The organism is Pseudomonas sp. ITEM 17296, assembly GCF_028895205.1.
Lineage (GTDB): Bacteria > Pseudomonadota > Gammaproteobacteria > Pseudomonadales > Pseudomonadaceae > Aquipseudomonas > Aquipseudomonas kermanshahensis.
In genome coordinates this window covers 112,445-128,983 of record NZ_WJRS01000001.1, presented here as the reverse complement: position 1 = coordinate 128,983, position 16,539 = coordinate 112,445, and the positions used below count along the sequence as shown (strand labels likewise).

Here is a 16,539-nt window from a genome sequence, read left to right as displayed (position 1 = left end):
AGTCTGCCTATGTCCCTGCGCGTGTACCTTCGCACAGCCCTGCTCGGGCTGTGCTTGTCCCTCTCGTTCGCGGCCACCGCGAACGCCGCGGCCGAAGCGCCGACCACCGCCAGCATCCAGCACAGCCTCGACAAGATCGCCGAGCGCAAGCTGCCCGAGGCCGATCAGAAGGCCCTGCAGCAGGTGCTCGAACAAACCCTGAGCCTGCTGGCCACCAAGGAAGACAACGAGCGCAAGCTCGCCGCGCTGAAGCAACAGCTGGCCGGCGCACCGAAAGAAACCAGCGACAGCCAAAAAGAATTGGCCCGGCTCAAGGAAAGCAAGCCGCAGCCCGTCGCCCAGCGCTATGCCACCCTCTCGGTGCCCCAGCTGGAGCAACTGCTCAGCGAGCGCAGCACCCTGCAAGGCGAGCTGCAAAAGGCGCTGTCCGAAGCCAACAGCCTGATCATCAATTCCCAGACCCGCCCAGAGCGCGCCCAGGCCGAGATCAGCAACAGCCAGGCCCGCTCCCAGCAAATCAACAATGCCCTCAAATCTGGCAAGGACAACGGCAAGGCGCTCAACGCCGACCAGCGCAACCAGCTCAGTGCCGAGCTCGCTTCGCTCAACGCGCTGACCCTGCTGCGCCGCCAGGAGCTGGCCGGCAACAGCCTGCTGCAAGACCTTGGCAATGCCCGCCACGACTTGCTGATCGAGCGCGCCGCACGCCTGGAGCAGGAGATCCAGGACCTGCAGACGCTGATCAACGACAAGCGCCTGGCCCAATCCCAGGAAGCGGTCACCCAGCAGTCGATCGAAGCCCAGAAGGCCGGCGGCAGCAGCCTGTTGGCCACCGAAAGCACGATCAACCTCAAGCTCTCCGATTACCTGCTCAAAAGCACCGACCGGCTCAACGAGCTGACCCAGCAGAACCTGCGCACCAAACAGCAGCTCGACAGCCTGACCCAGGCCGACCAGGCCCTGGACGAGCAGATCAACGTGCTCAAGGGCAGCCTGCTGCTGTCCAAGATCCTCTACAAGCAGAAGCAGACCCTGCCGCACCTGAAGGTCGACCGCGACCTCGCCGACCAGATCGCCGACACCCGCCTTTACCAGTTCGAGATCAACCAGCAGCGCGAGCAGATGAGCAGCCCGGTCACCTACGTCGACAAGCTGCTGGCCAACCAGCCGCCGGAAGACGTCACGCCGCAACTGCGCAAGGCCCTGCTGGAAGTGGCGATCACCCGCACCGACCTGCTGGAGCGCCTGAACCGCGAGCTGTCGGCGCTGCTCAACGAATCGATCACCTTGCAGCTCAACCAGAAGCAGTTGCTGGGCACGGCCCAAGGCCTGCGCACCACCCTCGACGAGCAGATGTTCTGGATCCCCAGCAACAAGCCGCTGGACTGGGACTGGCTGCGCTATGTGCCAGAGCGCTTTGCCAGCCAGGTCGCCGACCTGCCCTGGGGTTCCGGCCTCAAGGAGCTGGCCGATGGCTTGAGCCAGCGCCCGCTGCTGTTCCTGCCGCTGCTACTGGTGATTGGCGCCCTGTTGTGGCGGCGCAAATACCTCTACCTGCGCTTGAGCAAGGTCCACCAGGACATCGGCCACTTCCGCCGTGACAGCCAGTGGCACACGCCCCAGGCCATCCTGATCAACATTCTGTTGGCGATGCCGGTGAGCCTGGGCCTGGCCCTGTGCAGCTATGCCCTGCAGATCGACGCCCGCGGGCAAAACGCCAACCTCGGCGCGGCGCTGTGGCAGTTGGCCCAGGCCTGGCTGGTGTTCTACACCGCCTACCGCATCCTCGCCCCTGGCGGCGTGGCAGAAGTGCACTTCCGTTGGCACAAGCCGCAGGTCGAATTCCTCCGGGGCTGGGTGCGCAGGCTGGGTACCGTGGTGCTGGCACTGGTCGGCGTGGTGGCGGTTGCCGAGCACCAGCCTTCGGCACTGGCCGATGATGTACTCGGCATCGGCGTGGTGCTGACCTGCTACGCGCTGATGGCCTGGCTGCTCAGCCGCCTGCTGCTGAGCAGCCCGGCGCACCGCGACACGTCGCTGTTCCGCAAGGCCGTCGGCGTGGCGTTCACCGCCCTGCCGATCGCCTTGTTCGTCGCAGTGTGCTTCGGCTACTACTACACCGCGCTGAAGCTGACCGACCGGCTGATCTACACCCTGTACCTGCTGCTGTTCTGGCTGGTGATCGAAGCGGCATTCGTGCGGGGCCTGTCGGTGGCCGCACGGCGCCTGGCCTATCAGCGCGCCCTGAGCAAACGTGCAGCGGCCAAAGAAGGGCTGGATGGCGAAGTCATCACCGAAGAGCCGACGCTGGACATCGAGCAAGTCAACCAACAGTCGCTGCGCCTGATCCGCCTGGCCTTGCTGGGTGGTTTCATTGCCGGCCTGTACTGGGTGTGGTCGGACCTGATCTCGGTGTTCGCCTACCTCAACAACTTCACCCTGTACGAATACACCAGTGGCACCGGCACTGCCGCCAGCATGGTGCCCATCAGCCTGGGCGACCTGCTCGGCGCGCTGGTGATCGTCGGCATCACCTTCGCCCTGGCCGGCAACTTGCCGGGCTTGCTCGAGGTGCTGGTGCTGTCACGCCTGAACCTGGCCCAAGGCAGCGCCTACGCCACCACCACGCTGCTCTCGTACACCATCGTCGGTATCGGCATCGTCAGTACCCTGTCGACCCTCGGCGTGAGCTGGGACAAGCTGCAGTGGCTGGTAGCGGCCTTGTCGGTTGGCCTGGGCTTCGGCATGCAGGAGATTTTCGCCAACTTCATCTCCGGCATCATGATCCTGTTCGAGCGCCCGGTGCGCATCGGCGACACCATCACCATTGGCAACCTGTCCGGCACGGTGAGCAAGATCCGCATCCGCGCCACCACCATCACCGACTTCGACCGCAAGGACATCATCGTCCCCAACAAGACCTTCATCACCGGCCAGTTGATCAACTGGTCGCTGACTGACACGGTCACCCGGGTGACCTTGAAGCTGGGCATCGACTACGGCTCCGACCTCGACCTGGTGCGCGACCTGCTGCTCAAGGGTGCCCATGAGAACCCGCGGGTGCTCAAGGACCCGGAGCCGATCGTGTACTTCCTCAACTTCGGCGAAAGCTCGCTGGACCACGAACTGCGCATGCACGTGCGTGACCTGGGCGACCGTAACCCGACGCTGGACGAGATCAACCGGTACATCAATCGCGAGTTCAAGGCGCATAACATCAAGATCTCGGTACGCCAGGTCGAGGTGTTCCTGATGGATCAGAAGGGTGGCAAGCAGCAGTTGATTCCGCTGGAGCAGCCGAAATCGGATGGCACTGAAGCGGTATAAAGGGGCTCGAATACCGTATTCTGTTCTGAATCCTTGCGAGGGCTGCGCCCTCGATCGCAGGCAAGCCAGCTCCTACAGGGGCTGCGCTAGCCATCAGGCGATGGGCCGCGAAGCGGCCCCCTTGGCACCGATTTCCAGGAGCAACCCGTGAAAGCCCTCGACCAACTCAGCTTCGACAACCGCTTCGCCCGCCTGGGCGATGCGTTCTCCACCCAGGTCCTGCCCGAACCCATCGCAGACCCGCGCCTGGTGGTGGCAAGCGAGTCGGCCATGGCCCTGCTCGACCTCGACCCCGCGCAAGCCGACTTGCCGGTGTTCGCCGAGTTGTTCAGCGGCCACAAGCTCTGGGAAGAGGCCGACCCACGCGCGATGGTCTACTCCGGCCACCAGTTTGGCTCGTACAACCCGCGCCTGGGCGACGGCCGTGGCCTGTTGCTGGCCGAAGTGCTGAACGATGCGGGCGAACATTGGGACCTGCACCTCAAAGGCGCTGGCCAGACCCCGTATTCGCGCATGGGCGACGGCCGCGCCGTGCTGCGCTCGTCGATCCGCGAGTTTCTCGCCTCCGAAGCCCTGCACGCCCTGGGCATCCCGACCAGCCGGGCGTTGTGCGTGATCGGTTCGAGCACCGCGGTTTGGCGCGAAAGCCGCGAAAGCGCGGCCATGCTCACGCGCCTGGCACAGAGCCATGTGCGCTTCGGCCATTTCGAGTACTTCTACTACACCCGCCAGCCCGAGCAACAGCGCGTGCTGATCGACCATGTGCTGGAACAGCACTACCCCGAGTGCCGCGAGGCCGAACAGCCCTACCTGGCCATGTTCCGCACGATCGTCGAGCGCAACGCCGAGCTGATTGCCCGCTGGCAAGCCTATGGTTTCTGCCACGGGGTGATGAACACCGACAACATGTCGATCCTCGGCATCACCTTCGATTTCGGCCCTTTTGCCTTCCTCGACGACTTCGACGCCAATTTCATTTGCAACCACTCCGACGACCGTGGCCGCTACAGCTACAGCAACCAGGTGCCTATCGCCCACTGGAACCTCAGTGCGCTGGCCCAGGCACTGACCACGGTGATCGAAGTGGAACCGCTCAAAGAGGCGCTGGGGCTGTTCTTGCCGTTGTACCAGGCGCATTACCTGGACCTCATGCGCCGGCGCCTGGGCCTGACGACCGCCGAGGATGAAGACCTCGCCCTGGTCGAGCGCCTGCTGCAATGCATGCAAAAGGGCGGCGTGGACTACACCCTGTTCTTCCGCAAGCTGGGTGAACAGCCGGTCGCCGAGGCGCTGAAGGTCGTCCGCGACGACTTCATCGACCTGCTGGCCTTCGATGCCTGGGGCACAGACTACCTTGCCCGCTGCGCGCGTGAGGACGGCAACGGCGAAGGGCGGCGTGAACGCATGCATGCGGTGAACCCGCTGTACGTGCTGCGCAACTACCTGGCGCAGAAGGCCATCGAAGCGGCCGAGGCCGGGGATTACAGTGAAGTGCGCCGGCTGCACCAGGTGCTGAGCCGGCCGTTCGAGGAGCAGCCCGGGATGCAGGCATACGCCCAGCGGCCGCCGGAGTGGGGCAAGCACCTGGAAATCAGCTGTTCATCGTGATGCCTGGAAGGTGTTTGCCTTGAGGTTTTCTGTGCCTGTAAGACCGAGCGCCGCCCGCGCGGCGCTTCGCAGCACAAGTCTGCTCCTACATCTGTTTCGGGCCAATAATGCCTGAGGCATGGGAGCGCGGCCCCTTACCGCCCCCCAATATCGAGTGGGACCAACAAGGCGGGCGCGCGCCAATATCACAGGCCTCACTGGCCCGAAACAAACGTAGGAGCGAGCGTTGCTCGCGATGCGCCGCGCGGGCGGCGCTCGGTCTCTGCCCCACCACAACGCTCACGCCCTACCCTTGAACCCCTAAGCGTTTTCTTCCAACAACGAATGCAACGCCACAAACTGCTGGGTCAGCTTGTGCCGTGGTTCCAGGTGAATCAGCGGCAAGCTGGCGTGGTGCGACTCGCGCATCTTCACCGAACTGCCCAGGTACACCGGTAGCACTGGCAGGCCTTCGGCCAGCAGTTCGTCGAGCATCTGCTGGGGCAGGCTGGCGCGGGACTGAAACTGGTTGACCACGATGCCCTCGACCAGCAGGTCCTCATTGTGGTCATCTTTGAGCTCTTCGATTTCCGCCAGCAGGCCGTACAGGGCCTGGCGCGAGAAGCTGTCGCAATCGAAGGGGATGAGCACGCGATCGGCCGCGATAAGCGCAGAAACCGCATAAAAATTCAGCGCCGGCGGCGTGTCGATGTAGATCCGCTCGTAATCCTCGTCCAACTCGTCGAGCAACTTACGCAGCTTGTTGATCTTGTGCTTGGCCTCAAGCTTGGGCTGCAGGTCAGCCAGCTCGGCGGTGGCCGTCACCACGTGCAGGTTGTCGAACGGCGTTTCGTAGATATCGACCTTGTTCTTCTTGCTGAAAGGCCCGCTGGACAGGCTTTGCTTGAAGAAATCGGCGATCCCCATGGGGATATCTTCACCCGTCAGGCCGGTGAGGTACTGAGTCGAGTTTGCCTGGGCATCCAAGTCGATCAACAAGGTCCGGTAACCTTCGCTGGCACTGACCGCCGCCAGGTTACAAGCGATGCTCGACTTGCCCACGCCACCTTTCTGATTGAACACCACGCGCCGCATGAGAGACCTCCGTGTATCAACGAATGCCCGAGTATGTGGTGGCTCGCCAGCTAAGGCCAGCGGCAATTGTCGGGTGATGATGGCGAACTGATCGCGATGCCCGAGCGTGCCTACGAAGGCTTCGTGACCTGCCCGGTCAACAGCTCGGCAAACGCCTTGGCCATCGCTGAACTGCCGTGTTCGCGCTGCACCAGCCATACTGCGGTCATCGCGCCTTCATCCAGCAAGGTCCGGTACACCACACCCTCGATGCGCATGCGCTGGAACGAGGCCGGCAATACCGAAACCCCTAGCCCCGCCGACACCAGGCCGATGATGGTCATCGCCTCCCCCGCCTCCTGGGCGAAATGCGGGCTGAACCCGGCGTGCCGCGCCAGGCTGAGCAATTGCGCATGCAGCCCACTGCCATAGCTGCGCGGAAAGAACACGAACGGCTCATGCGCCAGGGAGGCCATGTGCACCCCCTGCTCCGTGCCCACGGCCAAGGGGTGCGAGGCATTGATCACGGCCACCAGCGGCTCGCGAAACAGCTCGGTCGCCACCAGCCCCTCCGGCAACGGCATGGGCCGCATCAGCCCCACCTCGATGGACTCGTCAAACACCGCTTCAGCCACATCACGGCTGCTCAACTCCTTGAGGTTCAGGTGCACGGCCGGGAAGCGCTGGCGGAAAGCATGGATGGCCTTGGGGATTTTCGACGTGAACGGTGCCGATGACGTGAAGCCGATCTTCATCTCGCCGAGCTCCCCCAACTGGGCGCGCCGGGCCACATCGGCCGCTTTCTCGACCTGCGCGAGCACCTGACGCGCTTCTTCCAGAAACAACCGCCCGGCCTCGCTCAGTTCGACCCGACGATTGGTACGGTCGAACAGACGGGCACCCAGCTCTTGCTCCAGCGCCTGGATTTGCTGGCTCAAGGGGGGCTGCGAAATACCCAGTTGCTGGGCCGCGCGGCCAAAGTGCAGCTCTTCTGCCACAGCAATGAAGTAACGCAGATGGCGCAGTTCCATGATCGGCTCCAAACAAGTCGCTAGACGTCTTAAATAGGTCGAACAATATATTGGATCTAATCATTAGCCAGCTATATGCTTTTTTCATTGCGCCAGAGGTACCCGCCCGTGAAAACTGCTGTAGCTCCCCTTCCCGTCGACCCAGAACCTGCCCCCCTTAACGAAATGTGGATCGAGAAAGGCACCCCCGCCTTCATGAAGACCGTGCTGGCCCTGTTCAGCGGCGGCTTTGCCACCTTCGCCCTGCTGTACTGCGTGCAGCCGATGATGCCCCTGCTGTCGCAGGAGTTTTCCATCAACGCGGCACAGAGCAGCCTGGTGTTGTCGGTGTCGACTGCCATGCTGGCGTTCGGCCTGTTGATCACCGGGCCGATCTCCGACCGCATCGGGCGCAAGCCGGTGATGGTGTTTGCGCTGGTCTGCGCGGCCCTGTCGACCCTGGCCAGCGCGGTGATGCCGACCTGGGAAGCGGTGTTGGCGACACGTGCACTGGTCGGCCTGTCGTTGAGCGGCCTGGCGGCGGTGGCCATGACTTACCTGAGCGAAGAAATCCACCCGCAGCACATCGGCCTGGCCATGGGCCTGTACATCGGCGGCAATGCCATCGGCGGCATGTGCGGGCGCCTCATCACCGGGGTACTGATCGACTTCGTCAGCTGGCACACAGCCATGCTGACCATCGGCGGCCTGGCACTGGTCGCGGCGCTGGTGTTCTGGAAGGTCCTGCCCGAATCACGCAACTTCCGCCCGCAGGCCGTGAACCCGCGCAGCCTGCTGGACGGCTTCGTCATGCACTTCAAGGACGCCGGGCTGCCTTGGCTGTTCCTCGAGGCATTCCTGTTGATGGGCGCCTTCGTCACGCTGTTCAACTACATCGGCTACCGCCTGCTGGCTGGGCCTTATCACATGAACCAGGCGTTGGTCGGCTTGTTGTCGGTGGTGTACCTGTCGGGTATCTACAGCTCTGCGCAGGTCGGCGCACTGGCGGACAAGCTGGGGCGGCGCAAGGTGTTCTGGGTCAGTATCGTGGTGATGGCGAGCGGCTTGCTGATGACCTTGGCCAGCCCGCTGTTGATGGTGATTCTCGGCATGCTGGTGTTCACCTTTGGCTTCTTCGGTGCCCACTCGGTGGCCAGCAGCTGGATCGGGCGGAGGGCGTTGAAGGCCAAGGGGCAGGCTTCGTCGCTGTACCTGTTCTGCTATTACGCGGGGTCGAGTGTGGCCGGGACGGCAGGTGGGGTGTTCTGGCATGCATGGGGGTGGAATGGCATCGGGCTGTTCATCGGCAGCCTGTTGGCCGTGGCGTTGCTGGTGGCGTTGCGCTTGAGCAAGCTTCAGCCGAAAACGGCTTGAGGGCCATTCGCGGGTAAACCCGCTCCCACAGGTATGGCGCTGGCCTCAAGGGTAGTGCAATCCTGTGGGAGCGGGTTTACCCGCGAAAGGGGCCTCGGATCAGTTGATGATCTCGACGATATCCACATCCACTTCACGGCTCATCAGGTGCTTCTCCACCTCACCGGTGAGCTTGACCTTGGTCTTGTCGTTGAACGGGGTCGGTGGCAGGTCCTCATCGTCGATCTCGACGGTGATGGTGCCGGTGTTGTCCTTGAATTCGTACTTGTCGTCGTTGTTGATCTTCTTGGTCACATAACCCTGCAGCACCACCGGGGTGTCATCGGCTGCGTCGTTGGCGGCGGCGACAGTAGTGACCGACTGGGCACCTGGGCCGGTATAACCAGCGGCCAGTGCAGCGGTGCTGAACAAAGGGGCGAGGATCAGGGCGAGGTAACGAGCTTTCATGGGGATCAGGTCCTGTTTCGGTTTCGATGGGACCAGATTAACGACGATCGCTGAATCTAAACTTAATCCAACAAAAAACCGGCACTGAGGCCGGTTTCCTGTTTGCTGCATCACATCACTGGTGATACTGCGCCGACAACTCGTGCACGGCGTTGATGAACGCACCCGCGTGCTCTGGGTCGACTTCCGGGGTAATACCGTGGCCGAGGTTGAACACATGGCCGGTGCCCTTGCCATAGCTGGCCAGAATACGCGCCACTTCCTTGCGGATGGCTTCGGGCTTGGCGTACAGCACGGTTGGGTCCATGTTGCCTTGCAGCGCAACTTTGTCACCGACACGACGGCGGGCATCGCCGATCTCGCAGGTCCAGTCCAGGCCCAGCGCATCGGCACCGGCTTCGGCGATGCTTTCCAGCCACATGCCGCCGTTTTTGGTGAACAGAATGACCGGCACCTTGCGCCCGTCGTGCTCGCGGATCAGCCCGCTGACGATCTTGCGCATGTAGGCCAGGGAGAACTCCTGGTAGGCCGCCGCCGACAGGTTGCCGCCCCAGGTGTCGAAGATCTGCACAGCCTGGGCACCGGCCAGGATCTGGCCGTTGAGGTAGCTGGTGACCGACTGGGCCAGCTTGTCCAGCAACAGGTGCAGGGCTTGCGGGTTGTCGTAGGCCATGGCCTTGGTCTTGCGGAAGTCCTTGGACGAACCGCCTTCGACCATGTAAGTGGCCAGGGTCCATGGGCTGCCCGAGAAGCCAATCAGCGGGACACGGCCGTTGAGCTCGCGACGGATGGTGCTGACGGCGTCCATCACGTAGCCCAGGTCCTTCTGCGGATCAGGGATCGGCAGTGCCTCGATGTCGGCCGGGGTGCTGATGACTTTCTTGAAGCGCGGGCCTTCGCCGGTTTCGAAGTACAGGCCAAGGCCCATGGCATCGGGGATGGTGAGGATGTCCGAGAACAGGATCGCCGCGTCCAGTGGGTAGCGGTCCAGCGGCTGCAGGGTGACCTCGCAGGCGAACTGCGGGTTCATGCACAGGCTCATGAAGTCACCGGCCTTGGCACGGCTGGCGCGGTACTCCGGCAGGTAACGGCCAGCCTGGCGCATCATCCAGACCGGGGTGACGTCTACGGGTTGCTTGAGCAGTGCACGCAGGAAACGATCGTTCTTCAGGGCAGTCATGTCGGCATCCGGCAAAAAAGTGCGGGCATTTTCTCAGACGCCAGCACAAAAGGCACGGCCAAGGCCATGCGTTTTGTCTATTGGGTGCCTTGGATCAAGCAATTTTGTATACAAAACGCTACTGCCTGGTAGAACCAGGGGCCGCTTCGCGGCCCTTTCGCGACACAAGGCCGCTCCTACACCAGAAACGCGATTCCCCGTAGGAGCGGCCTTGCGTCGCGAAAGGGCTGCGAAGCAGCCCCAGCATTCAATCAGACTTCCAGGTAATCCAGGATACCTTCGGCAGCCGTGCGGCCTTCGAAAATGGCCGTTACCACCAGGTCCGAACCGCGCACCATGTCGCCGCCGGCGAAGATTTTCGGGTTGCTGGTCTGGTGCTTGAACTTGCCTTTTTCCGGTGCCACCACGCGGCCCTGGGTGTCCATCTGGATACCATGCTGCTCGAACCACGGCGCCGGGCTCGGGCGGAAACCGAAGGCGATCACCACGGCATCGGCCGGCAGGATCTCTTCAGAACCCGGGATCGGCTCAGGGCTGCGGCGGCCACGAGCGTCCGGCTCGCCGAGACGGGTCTCGACCACCTTCACGCCTTCGACCTTGTCTTCACCGACAATGGCGATCGGCTGGCGGTTGTAGAGGAACTTCACGCCCTCTTCCTTGGCGTTCTTCACCTCTTTGCGCGAACCCGGCATGTTGGCCTCGTCACGACGATAAGCACAGGTCACCGACTTGGCGCCCTGGCGGATCGAGGTGCGGTTGCAGTCCATCGCGGTGTCACCACCGCCCAGCACCACGACCTTCTTGCCCTGCATGTCGACGAAGTCTTCCGGCGACTTCTCGAAGCCCAGGTTGCGGTTGACGTTGGCGATCAGGAAGTCCAGCGCGTCATGCACGCCCGGCAGGTCCTCGCCCGGGAAGCCGCCCTTCATGTAGGTGTAGGTACCCATGCCCATGAACACCGCGTCGTACTCGGCCAGCAGCTGCTCCATGGTGATGTCGGTGCCCACCTCGGTGTTCAGGCGGAACTCGATGCCCATGCCGGTGAAGACTTCGCGGCGGTTGCTCAGCACGGTCTTTTCCAGCTTGAACTCGGGGATACCGAAGGTCAGCAGGCCGCCGATTTCCGGGTTCTTGTCGAACACCACCGGGGTCACGCCGGCGCGCACCAGCACGTCGGCACAGCCCAGGCCCGCCGGGCCGGCACCGATGATGGCGACACGCTTGCCAGTCGGCTTGACCTTGGACATGTCTGGGCGCCAGCCCATGGCGAAAGCGGTGTCGGTGATGTACTTCTCCACCGAGCCGATGGTCACCGCGCCAAAACCGTCGTTCAGGGTGCAGGCACCCTCGCACAGGCGGTCCTGCGGGCAAACACGGCCGCACACTTCAGGCAGGGTGTTGGTTTGGTGCGACAGTTCTGCCGCTGCCAGAATGTTGCCCTCGGACACCAGCTTCAACCAGTTGGGGATGAAGTTGTGCACCGGGCACTTCCATTCGCAATACGGGTTACCGCAGCCCAGGCAACGGTGCGCCTGCTCCACGGACTGCTGCGGCTTGAAGGGTTCGTAGATCTCGACGAACTCTTTCTTGCGCTGGCGCAGCAGCTTTTTCTTTGGGTCTTTACGCCCCACTTCGATGAACTGGAAGTCGTTGCTCAGACGTTCAGCCATTTTTCAAAACCTCTTTACCGCAGTCGCAAGCTACAAGCCGCAAGCTGCAAGTCGATCACTTGGGTCCGGCAAACCTCGCACTGCGTTTACTCGCAGCTTGAGGCTTGCCACTTGCAGCTGTTGTTACTGCGGGTTGGCACGGGTGCTGGACAGCAGTTGCTTGAGGTTGGCCGCCTTCGGCTTGACCAGCCAGAAGCGCCGCACGTAGTCGTCCAGGTTCTCGAAGAGCTCACGCCCCCACTCGCTGCCGGTCTCGTCCACGTATTCGCCAAGGACGCGCGCCAGGTGGCTGCGGTACGCCTCCATCGCTTCACCACTGATGCGCTGGATTTCCACCAGTTCATGGTTGAGCTTGTCGACGAAGCTGTTGTCCATGTCGAGCACGTAGGCGAAGCCGCCGGTCATGCCAGAGCCGAAGTTGTAACCGGTCTTGCCCAGGACGCAGACAAAGCCGCCGGTCATGTATTCACAGCAGTGATCGCCAGTGCCCTCGACAACAGCGTGGGCGCCAGAGTTACGCACAGCGAAGCGCTCGCCCGCGGTACCGGCGGCGAACAGCTTGCCGCCAGTGGCACCGTACAGGCAGGTGTTGCCGACGATGGCGCTGTGCTGGGTTTCGAACGGGCTGCCGGCAGGTGGCACGATGGTGACCTTGCCACCGGTCATGCCTTTGCCGACGTAGTCGTTGGCGTCGCCTTCCAGGTGCAGGTTCAGGCCACCGGCGTTCCACACGCCGAAGCTCTGGCCCGCAGTGCCCTTGAAGCGGAAGGTGATCGGCGCAGCGGCCATGCCCTGGTTGCCGTGCAAGCGGGCGATCTCACCCGAGATGCGCGCACCGATGGAGCGGTCGCAGTTGCAGATGTCGAGGCTGAACTCGCCACCGGACTGGTCGCGGATCGCCGGCATGGCCATTTCGACCATCTTCTCGGCCAGCTCGCCCTTGTCGAACGGCGGGTTCTTGTCGACTTCGCAGAACTGCGGCTTGTCCGCCGGAATGTGCGAACTGCCCAGCAGCGGCGACAGGTCCAGGTACTGCTGGCGCTCGGTGTCGCCTGGCAGGATGTCGAGCAGGTCGGTGCGGCCGATCAGCTCGCCCAGGCTACGCACACCCAGTTTGGCCAGCCACTCGCGGGTCTCTTCGGCGACGAAGGTGAAGAAGTTGATCACCATGTCGACGGTGCCGATGTAGTGGTCCTTGCGCAGCTTGTCGTTCTGGGTGGCGACGCCGGTGGCGCAGTTGTTCAGGTGGCAAATACGCAGGTATTTGCAGCCCAGGGCGATCATCGGCGCGGTGCCGAAGCCGAAGCTCTCGGCGCCGAGGATGGCCGCCTTGATCACGTCGAGGCCGGTTTTCAGGCCACCGTCGGTCTGCACCCGCACTTTGCCGCGCAGGTCGTTGCCGCGCAGGGTCTGGTGGGTTTCGGCAAGGCCGAGCTCCCACGGTGCGCCCGCGTACTTGATGGAGGTCAGTGGCGAAGCACCGGTACCGCCGTCGTAGCCCGAGATGGTAATCAGGTCGGCGTAGGCCTTGGCCACGCCGGCGGCGATGGTACCCACGCCTGCTTCGGCGACAAGTTTGACCGAGACCAGCGCCTGCGGGTTGACCTGCTTGAGGTCGTAGATCAGCTGGGCCAGGTCTTCGATCGAGTAGATGTCGTGGTGCGGCGGTGGCGAGATCAGGGTCACGCCTGGTACCGCGTAGCGCAGCTTGGCGATCAGGCCGTTGACCTTGCCGCCTGGCAGCTGGCCGCCCTCACCCGGCTTGGCGCCCTGGGCTACCTTGATCTGCAGCACTTCGGCGTTGACCAGGTATTCCGGGGTCACGCCAAAGCGGCCGGTGGCCACCTGCTTGATCTTGGAGCTGCGCACGGTGCCGTAGCGCGACGGGTCTTCACCGCCCTCGCCCGAGTTGGAACGCGCGCCCAGGCGGTTCATGGCCTCGGCCAGCGCCTCATGGGCTTCTGGCGACAAAGCGCCGAGCGAGATACCGGCGGAATCGAAGCGCTTGAGGATGGCCTCCAACGGTTCGATCTGCTCGATCGCCAGCGGCTGGTCAGCCACTTTGACCTTGAGCAGGTCGCGGATCATCGACACCGGGCGCTGGTCGACCAGCGAGGTGTATTCCTTGAACTTGGCGTAGTCGCCCTGCTGCACAGCCGCCTGCAGGGTGTTGACCACATCCGGGTTGTAGGCGTGGTATTCGCCACCGTGGACGAATTTGAGCAGGCCACCTTGCTGGATCGGCTTGCGTGCACTCCAGGCTTCGGCGGCGAGAAGCTTCTGGTCGCTTTCCAGGTCTTCGAAACGCGCACCCTTGATGCGGCTCGACACGCCCTTGAAGCTCAGGCCGACCACGTCCTCGGCCAGGCCGATGGCTTCGAACAGCTGCGCACCCCGGTACGAAGCGATGGTGGAGATGCCCATCTTCGACAGGATCTTCAGCAGGCCCTTGGAGATGCCTTTGCGGTAATACTTGAACACCTCGTCCAGATCGCCCAGCACTTCGCCGGTACGGATCAGGTCGGCCAGCACTTCGTACGCCAGGTACGGGTAGACGGCCGAGGCACCGAAGCCCAGCAGCACAGCGAAGTGGTGCGGGTCACGGGCGGTCGCGGTTTCGACCAGGATGTTGCTGTCGCACCGCAGGCCCTGCTCGGTCAGGCGGTGGTGTACGGCACCCACGGCGAGCGAAGCGTGCACCGGCAACTTGCCCGGGGCGATGTAACGGTCGCTCAGCACCAGTTGAGTCTTGCCACTGCGCACCGCTTCTTCGGCTTGGTCGGCGATGTTGCGGATGGCCGCTTCCAGGCCGACGCCTTGCTCGTAGTTGAGGTCGATCAGTTGGCGGTCGAAGCCTTCGCGCTCCAGGTTCATCAGCGAGCGCCACTTGGCAGGCGAGATGACCGGCGAGCTGAGGATGACCCGCGAGGCGTGCTCCGGGGATTCCTGGAAGATGTTGCGCTCGGCGCCCAGGCAGATCTCCAGCGACATGACGATCGCTTCGCGTAGCGGGTCGATCGGCGGGTTGGTGACCTGCGCGAACTGCTGGCGGAAGAAGTCATACGGCGAACGCACGCGCTGCGACAGCACAGCCATCGGCGTGTCGTCACCCATCGAGCCGACCGCTTCCTGGCCCTGCTCACCCAGCGGGCGCAGCACCTGGTCACGCTCTTCGAAGGTGACCTGGAACATCTTCATGTATTGCTTGAGCTGGTCAGCATCGTAGCTGGCCGCGCCCTGGTCGTCGGTCAAGGTCGCCTGGATACGCGTGGCGTGCTGACGCAGCCAGCGCTTGTACGGGTGGCGCGACTTCAGACGGTTGTCGATGGCGTCGGTGTCGAGGATCTGGCCGGTTTCGGTGTCCACGGCGAAGATCTGGCCCGGGCCGACACGGCCCTTGGCGATGACGTCTTCAGGCTTGTAGTCCCATACGCCGATTTCCGACGCGATGGTGATGTAGCCATTGGTGGTGGTCACCCAACGCGCCGGGCGCAGGCCGTTACGGTCTAGCAGGCACACCGCGTGGCGGCCTTCGGTCATGACGATACCGGCCGGGCCATCCCACGGCTCCATGTGCATGGAGTTGTATTCGTAGAAGGCGCGCAGGTCGGCGTCCATGGTCTCGACGTTCTGCCAGGCCGGCGGTACCAACATGCGCACGCCGCGGAACAGGTCGATGCCACCGGTGACCATCAGCTCGAGCATGTTGTCCATGCTCGACGAGTCGGAGCCCACGCGGTTGACCAGCGGGCCGAGCTCTTCGAGGTCAGGGATCTGGTCATTGGCGAACTTGGTGCGACGGGCCATGGCCCAGTTGCGGTTGCCAGTGATGGTGTTGATCTCGCCGTTGTGGGCGAGGAAGCGGAACGGCTGCGCCAGCGGCCATTTCGGCAGGGTGTTGGTGGAGAAACGCTGGTGGAACACGCAAATCGCGGTCTGCAGGCGCTCGTCACCCAGGTCTGGATAAAACGCCGCGAGATCGCGCGGCATCATCAGGCCTTTGTAGATGATGGTCTTGTGCGAGAAGCTGCAGATGTAGTGGTCGGTGTCGTGGGCGTTGGCCACGGACGAACGACGACGGGCACTGAACAGCTTGATGGCGAATTCCTGATCGCTCAGGCCTTCACCACCGATGAACACCTGCTCGATCTGCGGCAGGCGCTCCAGCGCCAGGCGGCCCAGCACGCTGGTGTCGATCGGGACCTTGCGCCAGCCGACCAGCTTCAGGCCAGCGGCGAGGATCTCGCGGTCCATGTTAGCGCGGGCGGCTTCTGCTTTGACCGGGTCCTGGTTGAAGAACACCATGCCGACGGCGTACTGCTTGGGCAGCTCGACGGCAAACTGTTCCTGGGCCACGGCCCGCAGGAATTGATCGGGCTTCTGCATGAGCAGACCGCAACCGTCTCCGGTTTTGCCGTCGGCGTTGATACCGCCGCGGTGGGTCATGCACGTCAGTGCCTGCATGGCGGTTTGCAGAAGGTGGTGACTTGGCTCGCCCGTCATATGGGCGATCAGGCCAAAACCACAGTTGTCCTTGAATTCTTCGGGATGGTACAGACCTGTTTTCATAGACACTTTCTCACCAGGTTCACCTCTCAACGGAGGCAAATCTCTTTTTTAACAACCACTTACCATCCACGCCGATCAAACGCCAGCTTTTTTGCGGTGGTCATGGAAAACCATTGTTGCACAGCGACAGCGATGCCCACAAATTTTCATGTCTCACCATTGAAAATTTATGTCGCAAATTTGAATGTTTTTGCGCCATGCGCCGTGATAGCGGCTTGGCTCGAGTCTGAAGCGTTTCAGCCATGACTGCAAGAGAGGCTTGTGGCCGGCAGCCTGGGACAGAAAAGCCTGCCGCGCTCGG

9 protein-coding genes are annotated in these 16,539 nt (G+C 62.9%); 3 read left to right on the top strand and 6 right to left on the bottom strand.

Annotated elements, in window-relative coordinates:
- Window positions 1–9: 9 nt before the first annotated feature.
- Both mscK and selO read left to right on the top strand, forming a co-directional pair.
- Window positions 10–3,327, top strand: a complete 3,318-nt coding sequence (gene mscK / locus GIB19_RS00585) for a mechanosensitive channel MscK (protein WP_099430671.1) — start codon at window positions 10–12, stop codon at window positions 3,325–3,327.
- A gap of 147 nt (window positions 3,328–3,474) precedes the next feature.
- Window positions 3,475–4,935, top strand: coding sequence for a protein adenylyltransferase SelO (gene selO / locus GIB19_RS00580; RefSeq protein ID WP_274882774.1), 1,461 nt, complete (start codon window positions 3,475–3,477; stop codon window positions 4,933–4,935).
- 300 nt (window positions 4,936–5,235) lie between these two features.
- Here the strand turns inward: selO and GIB19_RS00575 are convergent, their stop codons facing one another.
- On the bottom strand, window positions 5,236–6,009 hold the full coding sequence (locus GIB19_RS00575; RefSeq protein ID WP_027592366.1) for a ParA family protein: 774 nt from the start codon (window positions 6,007–6,009) through the stop codon (window positions 5,236–5,238).
- A gap of 110 nt (window positions 6,010–6,119) precedes the next feature.
- Window positions 6,120–7,019, bottom strand: coding sequence for a LysR family transcriptional regulator (locus GIB19_RS00570; protein ID WP_027592365.1), 900 nt, complete (start codon window positions 7,017–7,019; stop codon window positions 6,120–6,122).
- A gap of 165 nt (window positions 7,020–7,184) precedes the next feature.
- On the opposite strand from GIB19_RS00570, the gene GIB19_RS00565 reads away from it, so the two are divergent.
- Entirely contained in the window at window positions 7,185–8,372 is a 1,188-nt protein-coding gene (locus tag GIB19_RS00565; protein ID WP_274883339.1) for an MFS transporter, read from the top strand.
- A 99-nt stretch (window positions 8,373–8,471) separates the two neighbouring features.
- Here GIB19_RS00565 and GIB19_RS00560 read toward each other — a convergent pair whose 3' ends face one another.
- From GIB19_RS00560 to gltB, 4 genes are all read right to left on the bottom strand, one after another.
- On the bottom strand, window positions 8,472–8,819 hold the full coding sequence (locus GIB19_RS00560) for a YgiW/YdeI family stress tolerance OB fold protein (RefSeq protein ID WP_099430675.1): 348 nt from the start codon (window positions 8,817–8,819) through the stop codon (window positions 8,472–8,474).
- A 115-nt stretch (window positions 8,820–8,934) separates the two neighbouring features.
- Window positions 8,935–9,999: a uroporphyrinogen decarboxylase gene (gene hemE / locus GIB19_RS00555; protein ID WP_027592362.1), complete on the bottom strand. Its 1,065-nt coding sequence runs from the start codon at window positions 9,997–9,999 to the stop codon at window positions 8,935–8,937.
- Between the two features lie 251 nt (window positions 10,000–10,250).
- Complete coding sequence (locus tag GIB19_RS00550) at window positions 10,251–11,669, bottom strand: FAD-dependent oxidoreductase (RefSeq protein WP_027592361.1); 1,419 nt, start codon at window positions 11,667–11,669, stop codon at window positions 10,251–10,253.
- Window positions 11,670–11,792: 123 nt separating this feature from the next.
- On the bottom strand, window positions 11,793–16,238 hold the full coding sequence (gene gltB, locus GIB19_RS00545; protein ID WP_099430677.1) for a glutamate synthase large subunit: 4,446 nt from the start codon (window positions 16,236–16,238) through the stop codon (window positions 11,793–11,795).
- Window positions 16,239–16,539: the final 301 nt, after the last annotated feature.

Bases quoted from the DNA above. Each gene is read 5' to 3' on its own strand.
- GIB19_RS00570 (WP_027592365.1), bottom strand. From the start codon at position 7,019: ATGGAACTGCGCCATCTGCGTTACTTCATTGCTGTGGCAGAAGAGCTG.
- GIB19_RS00565 (WP_274883339.1), top strand. From the start codon at position 7,185: ATGTGGATCGAGAAAGGCACCCCCGCCTTCATGAAGACCGTGCTGGCC.
- GIB19_RS00560 (WP_099430675.1), bottom strand. From the start codon at position 8,819: ATGAAAGCTCGTTACCTCGCCCTGATCCTCGCCCCTTTGTTCAGCACC.
- gltB (WP_099430677.1), bottom strand. From the start codon at position 16,238: ATGAAAACAGGTCTGTACCATCCCGAAGAATTCAAGGACAACTGTGGT.
- mscK (WP_099430671.1), top strand. From the start codon at position 10: ATGTCCCTGCGCGTGTACCTTCGCACAGCCCTGCTCGGGCTGTGCTTG.
- GIB19_RS00550 (WP_027592361.1), bottom strand. From the start codon at position 11,669: ATGGCTGAACGTCTGAGCAACGACTTCCAGTTCATCGAAGTGGGGCGT.
- hemE (WP_027592362.1), bottom strand. From the start codon at position 9,999: ATGACTGCCCTGAAGAACGATCGTTTCCTGCGTGCACTGCTCAAGCAA.
- GIB19_RS00575 (WP_027592366.1), bottom strand. From the start codon at position 6,009: ATGCGGCGCGTGGTGTTCAATCAGAAAGGTGGCGTGGGCAAGTCGAGC.